Origin of the sequence: Sphingobacterium sp. lm-10, assembly GCF_023554555.1 — a bacterium.
Classification (GTDB): Bacteria; Bacteroidota; Bacteroidia; order Sphingobacteriales; family Sphingobacteriaceae; genus Sphingobacterium.
In genome coordinates, this window is sequence record NZ_JAMJWC010000001.1 from 900,862 (window position 1) to 924,219 (window position 23,358).

General features: G+C 40.9%; 19 protein-coding genes. 9 read left to right on the forward strand and 10 right to left on the reverse strand.

The genetic code is table 11. The features are described 5' to 3' along the window. Positions 1-2,256, reverse strand: a complete 2,256-nt coding sequence (locus M8998_RS03555) for a mechanosensitive ion channel family protein (RefSeq protein ID WP_249990676.1) — start codon at positions 2,254-2,256, stop codon at positions 1-3. Between the two features lie 156 nt (positions 2,257-2,412). Between M8998_RS03555 and M8998_RS03560 the strand changes: the two genes are divergently transcribed. The 8 genes from M8998_RS03560 (at position 2,413) to M8998_RS03595 (ending at position 8,303) form a co-directional block, all read left to right on the forward strand. Beyond that, positions 2,413-2,631: a hypothetical protein gene (locus M8998_RS03560; RefSeq protein ID WP_249990678.1), complete on the forward strand. Its 219-nt coding sequence runs from the start codon at positions 2,413-2,415 to the stop codon at positions 2,629-2,631. 13 nt (positions 2,632-2,644) lie between these two features. Continuing rightward, positions 2,645-3,388 (forward strand): nucleotidyltransferase, encoded by a 744-nt coding sequence (locus M8998_RS03565; RefSeq protein ID WP_249990680.1) that lies wholly within the window; start codon positions 2,645-2,647, stop codon positions 3,386-3,388. Positions 3,389-3,394: 6 nt separating this feature from the next. Continuing rightward, positions 3,395-4,135: a metallophosphoesterase family protein gene (locus M8998_RS03570; RefSeq protein WP_249990682.1), complete on the forward strand. Its 741-nt coding sequence runs from the start codon at positions 3,395-3,397 to the stop codon at positions 4,133-4,135. Positions 4,136-4,254: 119 nt separating this feature from the next. After that, complete coding sequence (locus M8998_RS03575) at positions 4,255-4,476, forward strand: DUF1896 family protein (protein WP_249990683.1); 222 nt, start codon at positions 4,255-4,257, stop codon at positions 4,474-4,476. Positions 4,477-4,530: 54 nt separating this feature from the next. Beyond that, the gene (locus M8998_RS03580; protein ID WP_249990685.1) at positions 4,531-6,096 is read left to right on the forward strand and encodes a PAS domain-containing sensor histidine kinase; all 1,566 of its coding nucleotides are present in this window, start codon (positions 4,531-4,533) and stop codon (positions 6,094-6,096) included. Further along, positions 6,083-6,463, forward strand: a complete 381-nt coding sequence (locus M8998_RS03585) for a response regulator (protein ID WP_249990686.1) — start codon at positions 6,083-6,085, stop codon at positions 6,461-6,463. Before M8998_RS03580 ends, M8998_RS03585 begins: the two co-directional genes overlap by 14 nt. 102 nt (positions 6,464-6,565) lie before the next feature. Beyond that, entirely contained in the window at positions 6,566-7,390 is an 825-nt protein-coding gene (locus tag M8998_RS03590; RefSeq protein WP_249990688.1) for a DUF4394 domain-containing protein, read from the forward strand. Between the two features lie 145 nt (positions 7,391-7,535). Then, positions 7,536-8,303 carry a DUF3050 domain-containing protein gene (locus tag M8998_RS03595; RefSeq protein WP_249990690.1) on the forward strand — a complete coding sequence of 256 codons (768 nt, stop codon included), beginning with the start codon at positions 7,536-7,538 and terminating at the stop codon, positions 8,301-8,303. A gap of 386 nt (positions 8,304-8,689) precedes the next feature. Here M8998_RS03595 and M8998_RS03600 read toward each other — a convergent pair whose 3' ends face one another. From M8998_RS03600 to M8998_RS03635, 8 genes are all read right to left on the reverse strand, one after another. After that, the gene (locus tag M8998_RS03600; protein WP_249990691.1) at positions 8,690-11,155 is read right to left on the reverse strand and encodes a phosphocholine-specific phospholipase C; all 2,466 of its coding nucleotides are present in this window, start codon (positions 11,153-11,155) and stop codon (positions 8,690-8,692) included. 24 nt (positions 11,156-11,179) lie between these two features. Continuing rightward, a complete protein-coding gene (locus tag M8998_RS03605) occupies positions 11,180-12,670 on the reverse strand; it encodes a SusD/RagB family nutrient-binding outer membrane lipoprotein (RefSeq protein ID WP_249990692.1) in 1,491 nt (496 codons plus the stop codon). An 11-nt stretch (positions 12,671-12,681) separates the two neighbouring features. Next, positions 12,682-15,906: a SusC/RagA family TonB-linked outer membrane protein gene (locus M8998_RS03610; RefSeq protein WP_249990700.1), complete on the reverse strand. Its 3,225-nt coding sequence runs from the start codon at positions 15,904-15,906 to the stop codon at positions 12,682-12,684. 13 nt (positions 15,907-15,919) lie between these two features. Further along, entirely contained in the window at positions 15,920-16,975 is a 1,056-nt protein-coding gene (locus M8998_RS03615) for a FecR family protein (protein ID WP_249990701.1), read from the reverse strand. 84 nt (positions 16,976-17,059) lie between these two features. Beyond that, the gene (locus M8998_RS03620) at positions 17,060-17,680 is read right to left on the reverse strand and encodes an RNA polymerase sigma factor (RefSeq protein ID WP_349665656.1); all 621 of its coding nucleotides are present in this window, start codon (positions 17,678-17,680) and stop codon (positions 17,060-17,062) included. Between the two features lie 63 nt (positions 17,681-17,743). Next, positions 17,744-18,751 (reverse strand): lipase family protein, encoded by a 1,008-nt coding sequence (locus M8998_RS03625; protein ID WP_249990706.1) that lies wholly within the window; start codon positions 18,749-18,751, stop codon positions 17,744-17,746. A 674-nt stretch (positions 18,752-19,425) separates the two neighbouring features. Next, positions 19,426-19,881, reverse strand: coding sequence for a hypothetical protein (locus M8998_RS03630; protein ID WP_249990708.1), 456 nt, complete (start codon positions 19,879-19,881; stop codon positions 19,426-19,428). 338 nt (positions 19,882-20,219) lie between these two features. Next, positions 20,220-20,537 (reverse strand): hypothetical protein, encoded by a 318-nt coding sequence (locus M8998_RS03635; RefSeq protein ID WP_249990709.1) that lies wholly within the window; start codon positions 20,535-20,537, stop codon positions 20,220-20,222. A 504-nt stretch (positions 20,538-21,041) separates the two neighbouring features. Here M8998_RS03635 and M8998_RS03640 point away from each other — a divergent pair. Further along, positions 21,042-21,845, forward strand: coding sequence for a GNAT family N-acetyltransferase (locus tag M8998_RS03640; protein WP_249990710.1), 804 nt, complete (start codon positions 21,042-21,044; stop codon positions 21,843-21,845). A 245-nt stretch (positions 21,846-22,090) separates the two neighbouring features. Here the strand turns inward: M8998_RS03640 and M8998_RS03645 are convergent, their stop codons facing one another. Beyond that, positions 22,091-23,149: an aerolysin family beta-barrel pore-forming toxin gene (locus M8998_RS03645; RefSeq protein ID WP_249990711.1), complete on the reverse strand. Its 1,059-nt coding sequence runs from the start codon at positions 23,147-23,149 to the stop codon at positions 22,091-22,093. Between the last annotated feature and the right edge of the window lie 209 nt (positions 23,150-23,358).

The following is a 23,358-nucleotide window of genomic DNA, read 5'->3' on the forward strand; positions in this document are numbered from 1 at the left end:
CTATATAGACGCAATGCCGACGTCTATTGTACTTAACTCTTCCTTCATTCCTTCTAGAAACTGACTTCTAAAACGCTCAATTTGACGAACGTTCTTGACGCCTACTTGAATGGATAGCTTATAGGTATCCGTTTGGATATCTTTGGTGTAAACCTTCATAGGGATCGATTTATCCACAAAGCGATCATTTTTAAGGCGCGTACGTAGCCGTTCTTTTACCTCTTCAATAGCAACATTTCCGGTAATTGATAAATCCATGTTTACCCGAATATCCGTTGAAGAGAAAGTCCAGTTTACCAGTCGACCAGAAAATAGATCCGCATTGGGTATAATTACCTTAGCACCCTGATCAGTAAGTAATACGCTGGAACGAATACCAATCTCCAGCACTTGTCCTTTTTTATCGGCCAATTCAATGTAGTCCCCAATTTTAAAAGGCTTTTCGAAGACCAAGATAACACCAGATACCAGATTATTAATAATATTTTGCAGACCGAAACCAATACCTACTGTCAGCGCACCAACAATTACCGTCAACTTATCAAGGCCAAGACCTAGAATGCTAATAGCAAAGAAGAAACTGACCACAACTAGTATGAGGCGAAACAGCGGGAATAAGGTCATACGCTTCATCTGCAATTCATCCGAAGAAGGATCATTTAGCAGATGTTTTAAATTTTTCTGAATCCAGTTAGATCCCCAAAGTACCAATATAGCTAACAATAGATTGGCATAGTTAAATGTGATGCTACCAAAAGAATGCTCCTTATACAATACTCCCTCTACAAAATTAGCCGTACGGGTCGTAATATTTAAGTTATTGACCAGCACAATACCCACAATGATGATACAGATCAAGGAGATTAGTCTATTTAGACTGCTAAGCATCCGCATCAAGTCGAAACGACGAATTAAATTCTCCTTGGCTACTTTGTTGTAATGCAGTTCCAAATCTTTAAGCAACATTTCACTAAATGCGCGTAGTGCAAGTGCTTGAATTAAACCAACGCTGGATGCGATGCTACTGATGCGTGCCATATACACATAACCAAATGCATTACTCACAATGGATACAGTAAAACCTAATAGGATAGCCCATTTTGCAATCGACCGAATATGATTGGCGGGTTCTCCTTCTTTCGTAGATTGGCCAATTCGCCACGTAATGATTAATCCTACCACGTTAAGTACCCCAGAGATTAGACGAATCCACAGGGCTTCAGAAATGATCAAATTGGTAACCAAAAGCAGAAGAAATACCACAAATACGACTTGAATAGCCTTCTTTTGCGCTTCCGAAAACTGCGTGTAAAGCAAACTATATAGCAACAAAAAGATAATTAGGTAGCTCACCTGCAATACAAAAATTGGAATCACATAAGCGGTTAGCGGAAGTAGTATTAAAAAGAATATGAAGGACTTTATTAGTGGAATCCAAATTGGGATGTGCTTGAAAATCCTCCAACGCTGTTTCTCATTTTCCTCATTCTTACCTAAAAGGAACATCCAATAGAAATAAGCACCAGTAAGTAGGATTAGGAGAATACGGCTACTCCAAGCAGAGTAATCGAAAAATTGATATAGAGGCTTATCACTATCTAAGTTTTTGCGAATAGAGCTGAGAACTCTGCGCGTTGTAGGCATCTCTAATGTAGCGCTGTAGCTAGAATCTCGTGTGAGTGTATCCGTGAGTACAGGATCTGATAAGTGATCACGAATCTCGACTACGTTATCCAAAAGTACATCCAATCTACGGTCTAGATGTGACAAAGAATCTTCGATACCTAGCTTTAATTCACGCAATTCGCCAGAATCTTGCATCGTATCGTTTTCAGTAACACCTACTGCTTGTCTTTGATTTCTTAAATCCTGGCGATAGCGGTTAATTTCGCGTTTTAGCACCGTAATATCACGAACTTTTTCATCTAAAAATGCCGTAGAAGGGTGGTGTGTGGAATCTAACATGCCCACTTGTCGCCGAAGTGTATCCTGCTCTGTTTTCGCACTATCAATCTGATGAGCTAAATCGACAACCCGACCTTGCAATGTGGTCAATTTTAAATCGACAACCACAGGCTGCTGTACAACCGGTTGCTGCGAGGTATCTGCGGTTTGTCCAATTGTATTGTTGGTCGTATCGGAGATTACACTTTCGTCATTTACACTGCTATCTTGCTGCGAAAATAACGGCAGCGCCGACAACATAAATAATCCTAAAAACCATGCATACATGGCGTTGTGCGTATTTTTTGTCATAACTTTCTGTACAACAAATCATGCGGTCACATGTTTGCTAATTGTTAACCATCACCTATATCTTGCAACAGGTAAGGAGATTTATCTTACAACCATTTTTGTTCTGCGCTGTTAAGCATACAGTAAGGTTTTGTATCATTCACTAAACATACACCTATGAGACAGCTACGATTAGCCACTACTAGTGGCCTAGTATACATCAATAGAAATCACGCCTTTGCGGTTCCGGATTACGAAGATGTACCAGATCCGGAAGAGCGGGATCACCCGACACCATTAAAAGAAGGCAGCCCAGGTACCAATTTACCTCCAATACCCGACCGCGGATTTCCAGGCGAAGACGAACGTGTATTAGAAGATGTATTAAAATACTAACGGGAAGGATGACATGATAGAAACAGAAAAACAGAAAATAGAATCTCAAGAATTTTATAAGGAAGCATTACAGTTAATGTATGACAATGACTGTCAGTTTATGCTTGGTGGTGCTTTTGCGATGTTTCAATACACAGGCATCTTTCGCGACACCAAAGATTTGGATATTTTCTGCAAAAGTAGCGAATATCCAAAAATCTTAAAGGCTTTTGCAGAGAAAGGCTATCGTACAGAACTCACCGACGTGCGCTGGCTGGCGAAGGTATTTCATGGCGATTATTTTATAGATATTATCTTCGATACAGTTAATAATATCTGCACGGTGGACGACCGGTGGTACGAACGTGCGACAGAAGGCGAGTTTGCAGACCTTCCGGTAAAATTTATTCCGGTCGAAGAATTGATTTGGTGTAAATTATATGTCCAAAATCGAGAACGGAACGATAGCGCAGATGTAAACCACATTTTACTGCGATATGGCCAACACGTAGACTGGAAACATTTGCTATCGCGAATGGATCCACACTGGCACATTTTACTTGCACAACTGCTCATCTTTCAGTTTGTATACCCAGCGGATTATCGATCAATAGTACCCAAGTGGATTTTTGACGAACTGATTTCCCGTGCCAATGAGCAGTACGATCTACCATCGCCGGTGGAGAAGGTATGTCGTGGTCCACTAATCGATCAGACGCAATATCAAGTAGACATTAAAGAGTGGAATTATAAAACTTGTACGATAACGACCATTTAGCAAAGTATGAACGCAAAACGTATACAGAAAAGAGTGGCCGCTATGGCGGACATACACATCAAGATGAACGATCGCGGTAAGATGAAAGCGATCTTTGAACAGGTTTCGCACGAGGCAGACGTATTAGTAATATGTGGAGACCTGACGGACACTGGCGATGAAGATGAAGCCGCTATTCTGGCAGAAGATCTCCGCGCATTGCAAATCCCAGTTGTCGGTGTATTAGGTAATCATGATTATGAAAAAGGCCGACAGAAAATTATAAAGCAAATTCTGACCGAGCATAAGATGACTATCTTGGATGGAGAATCTACCGTGCTTTCAGATATTGGTTTTGCCGGTGTAAAAGGATTTGGAGGTGGTTTTGACCAATACATGTTGTCAATATTTGGCGAAGACATGATGAAGTCTTTCGTACATGAGGTTGTCAACGAATCCTTGCAATTAGAACGGGCGTTGACAAGATTGGATCAGGAACATCCCGATATACCCAAAATTGCGCTATTGCATTACGCACCTATTCAAGAAACGGTAATCGGAGAACCCGAAGTTTTATTTCCTTTTTTGGGATCTTCCCGACTAGCCGAGCCCATCAACCGTGGTAATGTGCGTGCAGCTTTTCACGGACATGCACATGCCGGTACACTATCTGGGGCTACAAAAGAAGGAATCCCTGTATTCAACGTAGCCTTGCCGGTGCTCCGCAAAGCGAAATTAGACACCAGCTATTATATTTTAAAAGTGTAGATACGTATTCTACTCGTTATAAATGCGTAATATTTAAAATTCGTCGTCGGCAACATCCCCTTTCTCATGTTTGGCCTTAAAGTTGTAAACCAAGACTAAAGCAAGAAAGATAAACACAAATGAACGATATAATTTTTAAAGAGCACTTTACTCGATTTGAAGATAAATTGAAGAGGTCTTTGGCAGGAAAGGTACGGGAGAAGCTTATTAACACGGATGTCATTACAAAACGCTCACGATGGGCTACCAATGCTTACCTAGGTGCACTCACGGCGGGCAACCCAGAGGATTATTGCGAACAAATTGCTACTACTATTTTATTGGATGGATTAGAAGCATAGCAGGTATTATTACGCGCAAATGCGATCTCTATTAACCTACATTGATACTCATATATGAAAAACGAACGTAATGAATTACAGATAATTGCTCCTGATCTGAGCACCAAAGATATTAGCCCGTTATTTCATGCGGCGTTGGATGCTAGCATTTCTGGAATTATCATTACGGACAATAGTTTACCTGATAACCCTATTGTTTATTGCAACAAATCATTTGAGCGCATCAGTGGTTATAATCGTAAAGAGATTATTGGTCATAATTGTCGCTTTCTACAACGTGAGGATAGGCAACAAGTCGTGCGCGACCAACTACGCAATGCTGTAAAAGAAGGAAAGCATATCAATGTAGAAGTCAGGAATTACACGAAAACTGGAGAGTTATTCTGGAATGAGCTTTATGTATCCCCTATTCACGATGATACGGGTAAGGTAACGCACTTTATTGGTGTACAAAACGATATTACTGCCCGAAAAAAAGTAGAACAAGAGCTAGAATTAGAGCGTGAGCTCATGGAGCAAAAAGTTAAAGAGCGAACCGCTAGCCTAAAATTGAATCAAGAGTACTTGAAAAGTATTGTAGAAACCGTTCGTGAAAGCCTTTTGGTTCTCGACCCGAATTTAAAGGTGCTTACGGCAAACGAAGAGTTTACCCGTACTTTTAAGGTGAACAAATCAGAGACTATCAACAAAAAATTGTATGATTTGGGAAATGGTCAATGGGATATAGAAGCTTTGAAAGACCTTCTCGAAAAAATCCTACCTACCAACAACCCCGTGCTAGATTTTGAAGTAGAACACAATTTCCCGCATATTGGTCATAAATTAATGCTCCTGAATGCACATCGTATCGAATTAGAAGGTGCCTATAAAGACCGAATATTACTGGCTATTGAAGATATTACGGATCGCAGAGCGATAGAATTACGTAAAGATGATTTTTTAGCGGTGGCGAGTCACGAGTTGAAAACGCCTTTAACCACAGTCAAAGGATATATACAATTTGCAACTAGGCTCTTGCCTAAAGGCACTGATAACAAACTCCTAGATGTGATGGATAAAGCCAATGTTCAATTGGATAGATTAAATCGACTTATTGCGGAGCTGTTAGATGTTTCTAAAATACAGTCTGGCAATCTGGAGGTTCATCGTGATGCTTTTAACTTCAACAATATGGTACAAGACGCGGTCGACGCCGTCCGACAAGCTACAGATAGCCATGAAATTGAAATGTCTGGTAGCATCAAGGGATTATACGTAGGCGATGAAGCACAACTCAGTCAAGTAGTAAGCAATTTACTAGCTAACGCCATCAAATATTCGCCGAAGGCAAAAAAAATTAGGGTATCCCTATCTGTCATTAGTAAATACATTAAGTTTTCGGTTACGGATTTCGGAATGGGTATTAGCCTCAACGATCAAAAGAAAATATTTGAACGCTTCTACCGCGTACGTCATATACAGCAAAAATTCCCTGGTATGGGTATCGGTCTTTATATATGCGAACAAATTATAAAACAACACAAAGGTACACTGTGGGTTGATAGTGAGGAAGGAAAAGGCTCTACATTCAGCTTCACACTACCTATGGATAGAGAAGAGGAAAATCATGGTAGCAAATAAGAAGAAAATCATCATCTGCGATGACGACCATGGCATTGTAAATATGCTAGAAATGTTGCTGGAATATACGGGCGAATACATGGTAGAAAGCGAAACGGACAGTCTAAAGATTCACGAACGATTATTATCTGGCCAGCAGGATCTGTTATTAGTAGATCTTTGGATGCCTGTCGTATCTGGTGATCAGGTAATTCGGCGAATTCGAGAAACAAAGGAGCTGGAAGGTCTTCCAATTATCGCTATTTCAGCAAGCCCAAATGGAGAGAAAATAGCCCTAGCTGCAGGTGCAAATGCCTTCCTCGCAAAACCATTTGACATGGATGTTATGCTACGTGAATTGCATGATTCTTTGAAAAATTCTAACTGAAATTTAAAAAAGTTAAAACAATATTATCATATGGCTGTTCATAAAATTAGTCGTTATGACACGTATTGAGAATTACACAATTACTATTAATAAATAACTACTATGAAAAAAAGAAGTACTTTTTCCCTGGCAACAGCATTGTTAGCGTGCGCAGTTGCAACATCTTCATGTTCGGATAATAATACCATCGATGATGGCATTGTGGGTCCTAACGTTGAATTTTTCGCTATTGATGGTGAAAACCACTTAATTCGCTACAACGCACAAAATGTGCAAAATCCAACTAGCGAGTGGACTATTACTGGTACACAAGCCAACGAAAGAATCTTAGGTATTGATTACCGCCCAGCAACTGGCCAACTGTACGCAGTAGGAACGAGCAATAGAATCTATACGTTGAATACACAGACTGGTGCAGCAACTGCTATTGGGTTGATTCCTTTCACACCAGGTTTGGATGCAGCTGAAGTAGGTTTCGACTTTAATCCTACGGTAGATCGTATCCGTTTAGTAACTGCTAATGGCCAAAATTTACGCCTTCACCCAGAAACTGGTGTCGTAGCGGCGGTTGACGGATCATTGAATAAAAATGGTGTACGAGGCGGAAAAGTTACTGCTGCAGCTTACACCAACAACACAGCGAACGCAACAACTACGCAGCTATTTGTGATTGATGTAGAAACTAATAAACTATACCTACAAAATCCACCAAATGATGGTACCTTGGTGGAAATTGGAGATCTGGGCTTGAATATTACAGCGGCTGGTGGTTTTGATATCAGTTCGGATGGCAGATATATCATGGCATCACTAGAAGTTGATGGAAGACATAGTCTATACAGCATCAACCTAGAGACTGGTAGAGCAACTAAAGCAACAAATAACTTCAGCAAAGCGATCACAGGATTGGCTTTCCCAACGATGTAATTATTGATCATTTAGATCTTATACATCTTTAAAGCCACGTATGTACTTACATACGTGGCTTTTTTTCGTCATGCCAATGTGAAAACTACCATTCCTTCTATAGCATCGTTAAATAGCATTAAAACTTTGTGATATCTTTGCATTTATGTCTAGGATTGAAGAATTACAAACATTTATTGCTAGCGAGCGCGAGCTGCTGCTACGCCATCCCTTGTATGAACGCATAAGTACCGTAGAAGACTTACAAGCCTTTACCGAAGGGCACGTGTATGCAGTCTGGGATTTCATGTCGTTACTAAAGGCGTTACAAGTTCAACTTACCTGCACCTCCGTACCTTGGTTTGCCAGCAGCATGCCCAATACGCGGTATTTGATCAACGAAATTGTGTTGGCAGAGGAATCTGATTTATATATTGATGGCCGCCGATTAAGCCATTTCGAAATGTATTTGGATGCCATGTCGGTGATGGGTGCAAATACCAATGCGATCGAAGACTTCATACAGCAAGCCAAAGCATCATCAGATATACATGAAGTGATACAGAAAGCTAGTTTGGATCAACGTGTTAAAGATTTTCTAATCTTCACATTCTCTGTCATCCAGACCGGCAAAGCACATCAAATTGCAGCAGCTTTTACCTTTGGTAGAGAAGATCTGATTCCGGATATGTTTACTTCTATCCTGAAGGAGCTTCAGGCGAAATCTTCAGCGGTGGATATGTCTAAATTTATTTATTACTTCCAACGCCATATTGAATTAGATGGTGATGAACATGGACCATTGGCTATGCAAATGATTACCGAACTCGCAGGCGATGATGAGCAAAAATGGCAAGAAATGCAGGATGTAGCACTTCAGGCACTACAAGTTCGATCAAAATTATGGGATGCTATTGCAGACCATATCGCGTAAATGCGGATAATACGTATTTATGTTACACATTACGCGATGTGCAGGAAACTATTACTCAATCAATATAAAAGGTAGATATCTGGCATTGGCTTTGCAAAACGGTATGAAAGAAACATACGAAACATAAAATATAAGGCCATGAAAGAAGTAAACAACGAAGAGAACCGCGCACAAGCACTAGGATTAGATAGAGGCGAGTACCTATTGTTACTAGCCATACTAGATGTACCTGAAGAGGATACAGAAAGACAATTTTAAAATTCTAATAAATACATAAATAGTAACAGCCATTTGATCTTGCATCAAATGGCTGTTTTTTTAAAAGACATTTTAACAGCCTCTGTGATAAATAAGCACGCTTATAATTTCAGGCTGGATCCGCTAACTTAACTACCCATCAGCGGATCAGTTTGGCTATGCTGGCCGATATCTAGATGCCCTGCATATCGGTAGCGTAAGGTCAGATCTGTAGGATGCTCCACAAGCAAATCATACCAGCCATTGGTTGCCGAACAGTCTATCACGAATCCAGTTGCATCATTTCTTCGAATGCTTACCTGATCATCGTAAGCTGCATCTGAAATCTTCCAGTTATCTTCTACACCCAATATTTTTACATGAAGTGCCTCTACCCCATTTTCCAATACTATTTTTATGGATGAACTCAGGAGCGCATCCGTTGATCCTACAAAAGAGCGGTAAAACCCATTTGGGCCATGCACATCCAGATGATATTGACCACCTACGAAATTAGCTAAGGGCCAAGAATAATGTATTAACGTATTTTTTAATACCGTAAAATTCCAAATACCGGCTGTATTATCTTTATCACGATAATCCTTAAGTGCACGTACGTGAAATGGAACAGCCTGTTCTCTTTGGGCATTCGCCAATTTTCCATAGTAAACCATCTCCATCACCAATGCTTGCTTTGTCGTATCCATAGAAAGGTTAACATCGAGATCATAAGGCAAAGCACATGCTGGTTTTGTTCCTTTTTCCTGCTGTGGCAACTTAGGTAAAGAACCTCCGGTACGGAGTATTTGCAATTCGTTGTCCGAGAATGCAGCAACATCGCCAGGGAGCTGCTGCTCTTTGGCACTGTAAATACGAACTACCTCAGCATCACGATTAACGAACGTAACTTTAGGAAGTCCTTCTTTTGCCCCGGCCGGACGAAAAGCGGAAGTTAGATCGCCACATACCGCTCTCCGCCATTCCGTAAGGTTGGTTTCACGGACCTCCTTGTCAAATTTCATTTTAATAAAATGTTCCAGAAATTGAATATTTGACGTGAGATCGAGCACCTCGGAATTTACCCATCCTCCTTTGCTCCACGGTGATGCAATAACCATGGGCACCCGAAAACCCAAACCAATCGGGCTGTCTAATGAAGTATCTGGATTACCTGTTCGCCGTTTTTCCTGATCTGCTGTCACATACTCAGATTTTGTATCCATTCCCTGCGGATTGATTCCAGAAAATAGCCTTTCGGAATGTGCAGGCACGAAAGGCGGCACATGGTCAAAATATCCATCATTCTCATCGTAAGTCAGAATAAAAATGGTTTTCTTCCAGATTTTGGGGTTCTTGGTCAGGATATCCAATGTTTCGGACACATACCAGGCTCCAAACCAAGGCGAACCTGGGTGATCAGAAAATCGGCACGGCGCCACCAGCCAAGATACAGTGGGCAAATTATCTGCATCCACATCTTTACGAAAGGCATGGAAAATATCGCCCTTCGGCACCTGAACTTCCTGCTCTCCCCCTTCGTCCCTGTATTTTAAGGACGCTAATGCATGGTAATCCGGATCGTCTGTATTAGTGCAGAATGCCTTACGATGAATGTTTTTGGTGAAATCATCCAGTTGATCGAAATTCGCGGCACTATAGGTTTTCAAATCTCGTTCGAGGCGTTCTATTTGTCGACTAAGCTTGGTGTAATCTTCTGATTGCTGATCGCTGATTCTATCAATCTCCAGTTTTACCTGTTCCAAAGTCACTTCCATCCAACGACGGTGTGCCGGATGAAATCTTACCTTGTATTGATCATGAAACTCCAGGTTATTATTCGTAAAATTAGATAACCAATCTTCCTCCTCCCCTTCAAAACCTACCGGCAGGCTTAATTCATTTTGATACACCTTCCAAGATATACCCGCTTTTTCCAAGCGCTCTGGATAAGTTGTCCAGCGCACATCGCGGTAATTGATTTGGCCATTATCTACGTGCGCCACCGATTCTGGATTATGTGGTTCTTCGCGCACCGTTCCAGACCAAAAATAAGATCTATTGGCACTAGTACCTGTCAACGAAGAACAAAAATGCTGATCGCAAACAGTAAACGCATCCGCAAATGCATAGTAAAAGGGAATATCTTGACGCGTATGGTACCCCATGGTCAATGGCAGATGCTGGTAGGCTTTATTTCCTGCTTTTTTGGCTTCCAGCCAGGTATCCAGCTTTCCGTGATTACGTGCTTCTACCATATCCTTCCAGCTGTGAGGCAAGGAGCCCATCCAGGTAGCTTTCGTCTGTTCGATATCCAAACGGAATGGCCCGTAAGCTTCATTTTTTACATTTTTTTGTACCCAGACTGGTAAACCATCTTCTCGACGAATTGCCCGCGGATCATTGAATCCGCGTACCCCACGAAGCGTACCGAAGCAGTGATCAAAAGAGCGATTCTCCTGCATCAAAAATACCACATGTTCAGCATCCAGATAGGTTGTTCCTGCTTCGACCTGTATGGCTAATGCGCGTGCGATAGAATCTGGGAGTATGTGGTAAGCTGCCGTCGCACCACCCAATAAAGCCGCTTTCTTAAGAAATGCTCTTCTACTGTCCATCGTTTTTTTCTTTGTAATATACCATTATTTCGTCCACCAGGTCTGCTGCTGAATGGCATCATTGCCACTAAATTGCCTTTGTATCGCTACCTGCACCTGACTTGTATTTTGATTGTACTCCTTCTGTGGATACATCCAGCGATAAGCCGTGCGTACGTTTGGTGCTTTGCGTAACAACGGATAATCCGTTCGAAGATGGTCAAAATAGGCAGAATAACCACCCTGATGAAATGATCGCAAGTACTTTTGCATCATGATGCGCTCGATGCGCTCATTGTTGGTTGTCACTGTAGCTAAATTAACGATCGGGAGTTGCAGATAAGCATCTGCGCGATCCGCTGTGAAATATTGCCCCATATTCTTAGCGTATTTAGCATAGAAGTTGAATGCTGCCCGCACACCAGTATTATAGGTAGCAACAACATCACCCGTAATCCATCCACGTACTATAGCCTCTGCTAGAATAAACTGCTGCTCGGCATAGCCGAGCAAGACCATCGGCTCGCAGGTGGGATCCATCGTATAGCGATCATGCACCTTAGAAAGGCGCCCGGCAATAGCTTTATCATTCACTAACGCATAAGGCACAATAGGGTCTCCCCCTTCATACGAAGAAAAATCATCCAGTGCTGCTCCTGCTTCCCGACCCAATCGGGTTTGAGAAGCAATGGCAAACAAGCGAGGATCTTGATGATCCTGCAAGCGACGGATAAAAGTAGAATCCATGTACATACCAGACCCATATCCGCTGGAATTAAATTCGGGATAGCGATTATCCTGCTGATCAAGATATAGGAGTTGGCCGTCGTCCGCATCCGATGTAAGCAATGTACCATTGGCCACGATCTGCGCAAATTGCTGTGCGATATTTAATTCGCTATCGGAGGTTTTATGGGATAATGTAAGCAGCACTTTAAGCCGGAAAGCGTTGATCAGCTTTCGCCAATTTTCCGTATTTCCGCCATAGATAATATCACCAGCAATGCGATCCTGATTTTCCTGTAATAATACATCGGCCTCGGCCAATTCGGCCAATATTCCGACAAAAACAGCTTTCTGCTCGTCATACTTTGGTTGGTAAAGTCCTTTCGATTCGCCTTGTAGAGCTTCGCTATAAGGAATATCACCAAATGTGAGCGTCAAGTTGTAGAAATAATAAGCACGGAAGAATTTCCCTAACGCAGTGTAGGTTGGCTCTTCAATAGCTGCTGCCTCCTCCATCATCTTGGTCACATTTCGAAGGTGGCTATATTGGTCAAAATTTCCACGCTGCCAGTTATAGATTTGATTAGCATTCTCTCCGTCGGTCTGGAGGATCATTTTAAGCGTATACAGCGGTGAGGTACCTCGCCAAGTATTGAAGGCATTCCATTCGACATTGGTGAGTAGCGCTTGCGGATGCGTAGACGACGCATTATTAGGGTCGACATTCACATCCGTCAATTTTTCGCAGGAGGATAAACTAGTTAAGAGCAGCGCACTGCCTATGCAGATAGTATATAGGAGCTTTTTCATAATTCAAAGAGTTAAAAAGTGAGGTTGAGGGAGACACCAAGATACCGGGTAGATGGATCTTGCAGGTTATCGTCGTTGCCGATACCAAAATCTGGATCGATGTAAGGAATGTTTTTCCACACCCACAGGTTAGTACCGAATACAGAAGCATCTAATGCTTTAAAACGACTGGATTTCATCCATTTGTTCAGATCGTAGCCAACGGAAAGTCGACGCAGCTTGACAAACGAACGATCGTATACGTTGGCAAAGGTGCTATTCTCACTTTCGGCCACACGTGCTTGATAAGGATAAATCTGCGACCAGGTCTGCCAGCTCACTGCATCCGTAAAAGGTGCATACGTCCGTGTATCCTGTGTGATATTTCCTTGTACATCGTACGTGACTTCTCCGCCTGTTACAATAACCCCATTAGGCACGTATACGTTCTGTCCTGCATCGTATTCTTCTTGTCTGTGCAAGGTCGATGAAGGGTGCTTGCCGCCCCACCACATTTTTTCAATCGTCTGAGAGCGCATGACGCCGCCGATAGATCCGTCAATATCCATTTGTATACGGAGATTTTTGACCATAAATGTATTGCTGAAACCAAATTGCCAGTCAGGATTGAAATAGCCTAAATACCTCGGAAAGGGATCTCTAATCGGCATTCCGGTCGTGGGATTTAGAATTAGCTGGCCCTCCGCATTTTTTTGCCACACAGTGTCGTAATAAGCATCTGCCCGGTCTCCTGCAAAAAGGTTTCCGAACCGAGTCTGGTCGCCATAAATGGATTGCAATCTACGGACAGAGCGTGTCCAATTCACAGCGGTACGCCAGGAAAACTGATCATTCTCTATTATCCGGGCACCTAACATGACTTCTACACCTTGGGTACGATAGACATTACCGTTTACCATACGTGTGGAAAAACCGGAAGCATCTGAATTTTCGAGTCTAATAATCTGATTGCGATCCCGCATGTCATAATAAGTCACATCCATGTTGAGGCGATTCTTCAAAAATGCAAAAGCCAATCCCATCTCCCAAGTATTGGATTGCGCCGGAAGAATATTCGGATTGATAATACCATTTGGATAATTGACGGAAGATATAGAACCGTAGGTGATCGCCTTATTGTATACCGCACGAATACTATAGGGATCTAATGCGGAAGATACCGACGCCCAAGAAGAATAAAGCTTTACATAGTCGATAACACGAGGCATGGGAATATAATCTGACACGATCGTGCTAAACGAAGCAGAGGGATAGAAATAGGAATTATTTTCGGCGGATAGCGTGGACGACCAGTCATTACGTCCAGAAAAATTCAGATAGGTAGAGCGAAAAATATCAAAATTCACCGATGCATATGCACTGCGGGTAATGGACGTATAATTAGCATTGGTGGCTCGTACAGGACCTTGTGTATTGCCTAAGTTGTAGACGAATGGTACGACCAAACCGTCGGTAGATTGCTGACTATTGGATAAAGTGCGTTTGAAAGTGGAGGCACCAGCGTTAATAGTCAGTCCTAAATTGTCACCAAACTGATCGCTATACGTGGCCAACACATCCGCATCGAAGTTAAGCTGTCCATTATTCCACATTTTATAATCCCCATTTCTGGAATCACCATAGTTCATATAGGACTTGGGACTTTGCATATCTTCAAATGTCGTTTTCTGCCGTGCAGCGATACGCCCCTGCATATTAAATTTAGGGGTGATTTGCCAGTTTAATCTGGATTGGGCATGCACCACATCCTGATCAAATACCTGATTCAGCTCTTGGGCGGCAAAATAGGGATTATTATACCAGGCATAATTATAATTGGCTTGCCGATATCCCTCCTGTCCGGGGATATACAAGTGGTTAGCCAGATCTCGCCCATTGACATCATTACCCATCCAAAGCAATATGGTATACATATGATTCTTAGGGCCATAGCCATATCGTGGGTAATTGGGCGATTTCACTTTGTTGTAGGAAAAATTAATATCTAGATTCAGATTCGGTGTAAAGCGATAGTTGGAGTTCATATTTATCCCGCCCGAATTCAGGCTAGTGTTTGGCACCTGCCCCTTTTGGTAAGCATACTTACCAGACGTGAATAAGCTTAGCTTTTCCGATTTATGAGATAAGGTAAAATTATTCTCGGTCACAATTCCTCTTCCTAGAAAGTCTCGTAAGTTATCGTATGAACGCCACTCAATAGGCACACGTTCGTACCGAGATTTATCATCGTAAATCGTTCCGCTTACATCGCCCCACCAAGGGATCACTGTACCCGTTTGTCTATCCCTGATGGGACTGTTCCATTGTGGCAATAACAAGCCGGTATTCAGCTTCGGCCCCCAGGCCATATCGCCATCAGATATCCCGCCATCGGCACCATCCCAGAATTCATACTGCCCATTGGATCCGCTACCAAACTCCGTTTGAGATTCCGGAAACACCGTGAACCCGGCAGACATCATATTGGTCGTCCCAATGGTCACTTCCAGCCCTTCTACCTTTGCATTTTTTGTGGTGATCATAATGGCACCGTCCCTTCCGCGAAAGCCATACAGCACCGATGCCGCGGTACCTTTTAGTACGTTGATATTTTCAATGTGCTGTGCAGGAATATCGAACAGCTGAGATTCTACAGGAATACCATCTACGACGATGAGTGGGCTGCGACCACGCAGATTGAAAGTCGGCGCCTGGAAGATTCCCGTCGGGTTGTTTACGATCAAGCCTGCGACTTGTCCCGTTAGCGCAGTACCGATGTTCATCGTTTTGGACTCTTGCAATACTTCGGTATTTACCTCCTGAGTAGCATATCCGAGCTTTCGCTTTTGTTGTTTGATACCGATAGCGGTGACCACAACCTGATCCATTTCATTGAGTGCCGGATCTTTAAGCACTATAATGGCACTGCTCCGCTTACTATTGGAAATGATGATGGCACACTCTTCTTTAGACAACATGCCGACATAACTAACAGTAATACAGTAATTGCTATCAGCCGGGAGATTCTGAAATACAACACGACCTTGTAAGTCTGACGAACCTAGTTTCTCTAGGTTTAGCCGAGTATTGTGAATGCGGACAGTAGCATCTGAGATTGCGCTGTTTTCCTTATTCTGTACCAGCACGACGAGTTCGCCCTGTGGTTGTTGCGCCTGCGCGGTCGAGAATAGCAGACCTAAAAGGATACCGATTAGCCCGAGTTTTAGGGAAGGCTTGGAGTGAATTTTTCTACACATTGGTTTGTTCAATTTAATCGTTTGTTTGGTGGTTCAATTGGAGAGATACCTCATATCTTTCCGTCTCTTCATGATAGGTTATCACTAAATCGTGCGTTAGCATGATATGCTTTAAGATGTCATCAATGGTTACCTGAGCGCTGTAGTTACCGTAGAAAGTCATCCCGGTTAGATCCTCATTTTCGTAGGAAAAGTCGGTTTCGAAATGAGTTGAAAGCACATCAAATACTTCTTTTAAAGGTGTGTGGTGGAAGGCTAATACGATAGCTTCAACTTTTTCTACGGCTGGTTTTAGTGGAGTTTCATGACGGTTAGCAGGGCTTTTCGCGGGTAAACGGATCCCGTTATTATCCCAAATATCGCCTGGGCTCAATGCTGCTAAGAGCTTAGAAGTGCCATTGATAGCTTTTTTCGTGATGGCAACTTTCCCGGATAGTAGCTGTACGACAGGAAGCGTTTGTTTGTCTAAGTGTGTGACCCAAAAAATTGTCCCTATGGCAGTGGTATGAATACCTCCCGTGATAACAGAGAATGGTCGAGATACATCTTTGGCAACATCAAATCGCGCTTTTCCACGAAGTGAGATATGACGGTGATCTGTTTCAAAACCGGCCAATAGGTAAATACTACTATTAGGAGTCAAAGTCACCTCGGTGCCATCTGCCAACCGAATAGACCTGTCGGCGGTACCATGATTGTGATACACGCGCAGTCTATCCAGATCTGATGACGAAGAATTACATTCAGCTATACTAGATTGTACCTGTTTCGTTTTATTTTGATGATTCCTGAGATAGAAAAAACTGGCAAACCCAATGCACAATATAGAAGCGGCTATTGCAACTATATGCAAGCGAGGTCTTCCCAATTTTTTAACATTTAGCTCTTCGGGTTGGATGATAGTGTCAATACGATTTCTTAGCTGCTGAATATCTTCTTCGGAGACCGATTGGTCAGAAATCTCCAGGGATTCCATCCAACGATGTAGTTTTGCTTTTTCTTCGGCAGTACATTTACCTTCCAGGTATCTTTGGATGAGCTGCTCTAATGAGGTGGATTGTTTTGACATACATAAGGTAGTAGTCCAAACAGCCTAATCGTACCACTAAAATGGTGTTAACAAAAGATCAAGTTTACCTTAACTTAAAAACAACTACTGCAGTAAAATATAGGAAAGCAGAGGTACTATAAAAACCGTATCGTGCACGCTTTTTTCGGCTAATTCCTTTCTCACCTGATCGAGTGATCTGCTCAATTGATTTTTGACAGTTTGATTGGAAATGCCAAGCAGGGAAGCAATTTCCTGATTGGAATACGATTGATAATATTTAAGCTCGAATATCGTACGCATACGTGGTGACATCTGCTCGACAGAGTGATCTATGTGCCGAATGGTCAGTGCATGATGTTCTTCAAAGTCATCTTCTCCTACCCGATCCATCCCTTCGTCAGCTGCTGTTTGCAGGACTTTAAAATGCGCTATATGCTTTTGATTTAAGCCGACTTTCCGAAAGTGTTGAAATATCTTATGATAAAGTGCGGAAACCAAATAGTGCTGCGGATTGCCCGTTATATTGATCATAGACCGGCGCTGCCAAAGATCAACAAACAGATCTTGAACCACGTCCATCGCCTGTTCTTTATCATCCAGCTTGCGCAAGGCAATATGTAATAATGTAGCCGCGTGTTCTCTGTAAAGAATGTCAAAATCGAAGTCAAATGATGCCATAGCGTCTTCTTTGCCTTTGGATGGTCGACAGCAAAGTTGACATATTGTTGTTAGACGTAGATTAGCAAAATATTAACTCTTGATGAATGTCATTTTGTAATCTTACGTTTATCTTTTCACAAAAGGTGCATATTCATCAAGACCATCATAATATTGGCGAAGCAAAAAACGATAGGTATCAATGCCGTGATGAAAATAGCGGGATGATTCCGCAAAATAATCTAGATAAGCCTGATTTGCGGATAGCACGATGGGTACTCCCGGACGTTGAAAATAGGTGGTCTTGACCAGTTCCGGGATTTGCAATTCAGGAAGGTAGCGTACGATAAATCTACCAGTATACTTACCTAGGTATTTCTGATAGGCTTCAGAAGACTTTTCGGCACGCTTCTTCATGATGTTGAATGAGCGTCGCAAAACGGTTCGTTTTAAAAAAGGCAAATCATCCAATCTAGTATACAAGCTCAAAATGGGATTGGGCTCGTTCATATCAATCTCCAACTGCTGGGTGGTAAGTGGCATCTCTGGCACTGCATCGTTGGTATTAATAATGCTGAAGCTCCATTGGGAGCGATTTGCATTATCATAATCGTAGGCAAAATACATATTACCTACTTTTGGAGCAGCACTAGCATAGGTTTTTACCAAAATATCTTTCATAGTACCCTTTTTTTGCTTTTGCATAAGCCAGGCACTGAAATAATAGCACAAAGCACCACCTTGTGAATGTCCTCCTATTAAAAATTGGCGATAACCTGCATGATACAATGCTTCCATTTTTTGTTCTATATGGTCTGCCAGATAAACAAATCCAATCAGAAAACCAGCGTGTACGGCAGCACGATCATCATCTGCTAATAGATATGCATAATCTTCACCTTTATGCATCTGTAGCGTTCCACTTGCCGGAACCATCGCACAATAAAAATCTGCTAAGATCGACTCCTGTTGACGTGTAGTGCCTCGTAGCATCAGTACGACAGTCGAGTCTTTTCTAATCCAGATATCCGCCCGATTATCCAAACCTACGCTAGGGGTACGATAATGCATCGTATACCCCGAAACCATCTCTTCAAATTTACTATCCAAAGCAGTATCCAGGAATGCTCTATTCAATTTTAAAATTTCTTCACATTCTATCGGATCGAAACCAGGTTTTAACCCATCGATCTGGGCCTTAGATTCTAGAATCGCGCTAAAAACAAGAAAAAACAGTGAAACGTATGAGGATAATCGTTTGAGTGAATGCATTATTTTACCGATTAAGATGCTGAACGAAATAAGACGGTCATTCACCTTTGAAGGTAGCAAATATTATTGGATTTGGCCAATCTGCTATACTTGGGATTAGGAATACGCCTTATCAAAAATTGCTATCCGCTATCTTATATTAGATAATGACCTGATATAACGTGATATTTAGTTAAGTATATGATAGAAGATACATTTTAATCTCATCACTTAGCTTACCTGTGAGTTATTATGCTATTTTGTGGAATCATCGTTTGATTTTTTTCCTTTATTTTTATTATGCTTTATTAATAGCCTGGGATTTGCAGAGCAACTGGCAAAGGAATTTTCGGAATGCACGGTGTCAATAGAGACAGTCGGTGCAATATATATTTTTTTCACGCTAGTAAATGATAGGTTGGTCTGTAAACTAATTTATAAGAACTGCCTTACAAATGTTATGCCATTGTAGCTGTTATACTACATCTATCATTCAATTATTACAAACTGTAAAATCGCATACAATGTTAAAATGCAAAGAATAGCTTAAATGTTATTTACTAGAATTCTTGCTTAGTACTCCTATCTCTGGTAGAACTACACCCACCAACCATCCCATATAAGATAAATCCTATTAGCACAACGATTATAGCTTTACCTCCTAGACGAGTGTAAAGTGGCAGCGATAATAACTTATCCTTATTTAAATGGTTTGCCGCTATCAGCGCATCAAACTGCTCATCAGAAACATTATAATACCTGCTACTATCTGATGCCATCAATACAAGACGTGGTTCTTTAGTTACCCAAACAGGAATGATCATGGCGATATTAAATTCTTCGTGCAATCTAACAAGTTCTAAATAACCAGTGGACTCCGCAGTCAGATGATTTTCAGCTTTTGGTAAGTGAGCCACTACGTCAAGCTTTTCAATTTTCCCAACTGTAAGTTTTTCCATAGCCAGACCACGTTGCATTCCTAAAGTTATAATAGAGAGAAAAATTATTAATTTCATAAGGCAATCATAAATTGAGACTATTCCTAAAATTCACTAAGTGAGTAAAGATCACAATTATTTAATCAATTACTGAGCCAAAGCAAATGAAATTTTCTTCACAATGTGTCATTATTAGTCAACCAAGATCATATAATTGCGTAGAATAGAATTACAGCAATAAAAAAAATGAAGAACTCAAAAAAGTTACAATAAAAGAAAGGCTAATTTTAGATTATTATCCTTTAAATAGCTGATACTTACGCTTGATCAGTATTTTCACAGCGTTAATAATGCAGTGAAAATACTTAAACTAATTGGCAATAAATAAATGATGATTTATTAAATTATTAAAAATATTAGCTTGATTCTTTTAGGTTTACGATTTCCCGCTTTAGATAATCTATTTGCTCTTCTTGAAGTAAGATGATTTTTTCTCTCGCATCGGCTAAATCTTTGTATGCTAAAACATTGGTCTGAATGTCCGAATGTTGTTCTCTTAACATTTTTCCTTCCCCGGTAAGTAACCAATCTCCATTGAGGATTCGATAGGTCAATAGTATTTTTGATATATTCTCTTGGGATAATGATCCTCTTTTTCTAGCCTTACCTATCAATCCATTGGAAATACCAGCTTCTCTTGTGATTCTATTATCATTGAGACCTAATTTCTGCATAAATAAATCTAACCTGTCAAAAAAATTAACCATTATTTTACATTATAATTTTAATTATCAATTATGATATATAAATTTGTTTTAATTATATCAATAATACTAACACCTAAATCATTACCTGCCCTTGGGGAGTACAAGTTGTTAATTTCGTTACTAATAGTGCAATGGACAAAAATAGCAAAAAAAGAAATAGCTACAACGCATTCGTAATTAATCATTTAAGCGAAAAGCACGGCTATAGCAAAAATTATATACGAGAGTGTTTGAATGGCACCAGAAAATTACCCATTGCAGACATGTTGAAGAAAGAATATACCCAAGCGGTTTATCGTATCAACGAGGTGCTAAGAAATAAGCAATGAATAAAATATTTTACGACTCCAGGTAGAAAAATCGAATTATCCGGAGTAGCTTTTAAATTATTCTATTGGTAGTTTGGATAAAAAGTAAACCATGACCCCTACTCTGTGTTATCCTATATAGTATTAACATCAAAACCAAAGCGTGCACATAGAAAAAGTAACATTACAAGACCTTAGTTTGGTGGGCGAATTACAGCCTGATGGCTGGGCAGTGATAACAGATAATTTTATTCAGTACATCAATAGTGACTTTTCTTTTCCCATAAAGGCGACAATCGATGACAATATTGTAGGCCTTGGAAATCTAGTTATATTTCCCGGATCGGCTTGGCTTACACATATTATTGTCGCGCCAGAGCATCAGGGTGAAGGCATAGGAAGTACTATCGTAGATCGCCTTCTTGAACATGCGCAACAGGCCAATATACCATCCGTAGCCTTGATGGCGTCGGAAATGGGCGAACCTATTTACGCAAAAGCGGGTTTTAAAGTTATAGGAGAATATAGTGAATTCAAGAAATTGAGAGAGAACGAACCGCTACCTGGAAATACGTCGATTCTACCCTACTCACCTTCCTACCGAAGACATATCCTAAAACTAGATGAAATCATAACCGGAGAAAATAGGGAAGATTTGCTATCCCCTTACCTAGAAAACAGCATGGTTTTCATGAAAGAAGAAAAGATTACCGGTTACCATATCCCCTTTCTTGGCGAAGGGCCAATTTATGCCTTAGACGTAGAAGCTGGAATTTCATTGATGGAACTACATTATAGTTTGACGAATAAGGCGGTAGTTCCTTCACAAAACGCTGATGCAATTGCTTATTTGAAAAAGCAAGGATTTGAACACGTAGGACTAAACGGAAAACGAATGGTCTGGGGAGCTGATATTGCTTGGAATCCTAGTCAGGTATTTGGCAGAATTAATGGAGCCTATGGATAAAAAAATCGCCGTTTATGCAGCGAACTGTAAAACGGCGACTTTAATAACCCTATACTTTAACTATTTGATAGTTAGATCACTAAAATGTTTCAAGGTTTAATTCTGAAAACATACAATTGGTAGTAACCCGCTATCAGTAGACGTAGCGTGAATTAAGCTAAAGTAAAAGGAGGAGACTTACGTAGCCTCCTCCTTTTACTTTAGCTTTCAATATCTCTGAAAGCAGTTGTTAATCTATATAAATATTATATCCTCTCTGCAGGTGATTCAAATATCTCTACGTCAAAGTTTTCAAGTACATTCACAACACCTTGCTCTGATTTAGGAGGGAGAAAGAATGTATCTGCGCTAAAACCATGGAAATAATGCCAGCCAGGGACTCCATGGCGGGCAACTGGGACTGGGTAGTTTGCACCCACAGAACCAAAAACTGACATTTGTACTGTATACCGTACGCTTGATTTCGCACGCTTTGTGATCACGACAAGCGTCTTCTTAGAATGGGCAGGTACGGTAGCTTTATATTTGGAAGACCTCGTCGTCTCAGTGCTATTTTCACCACCATCTGTGTTGACTTTACCAATAGTGACCTCTGCATTTGTTTCAAACTTACTAAGCATTGGTACGCCAATTTCCGCTTTTACGCCAACTTTTAAACTTCCGTTCACCTGTTTCTGCCAGGTCGTTTTATAACCAGTCTTGTAGGAATAATCTACTTCAGATGTACTCTCCTGATTACTGCTATTATAAGCTGTAACCCTAAATATTTCATCCGGCTGGCCAATAGATGATTCCAAAATTTCTAGTTGAGGAGGATATAATTTAATATAGATCCCCTCCAGACCCATGCGCTCCAAAGCTGTCGGATGTGACGAACCTTCTGTAGTTAAGTTGCTACTAAAAGAAAGGCCATCCGGACGTTTTCCCTCGAGCAATGTCTTAATTTTCAGTCTGGCCAAATCTCTTCTAGTATAAATATCATAGCCCATATCTTTAAGCAGATTATACGTGATAGGTAGTTTTTCTTGCTCAACCCTTGAGGTCAGGTTTTGATTGAAGGCCCAGCGTTGGTTAGTTGCCGGAGTTGCTTTATAGGTATCAACCAATTTCCAGCCATCTTTAATCATTTCGTCTACATTATTGTAACCAAGCTCCTCATAGGAAGATTTTGTCATAGAGGCGTCTGCTGACATAGCGATCTGACTGTGATCCGCTTCATTTTCTAGATGTGCAGCATTCTTGTTGCAAGCTGCAAATAGTGCCAAACCCACTAGAGCTAACACTACATTTTGTTTGAATTTCATAATAAATGTGTTTTTTAAATGTTGACTCAAAATTAATCATATTCATAATATGAAAATTACCACATATGTTAAAAATGAAATTTATTTGAAAACTTAATAAAAATAACAAGAACTAGAATGGCTTTTTAGTAGAGGATTTTATAGCAATTTTTCTTTAGCAAACTAAAGACCCGGACGACAAAAGATGGTTTAAATGCTCTAATTAGTTG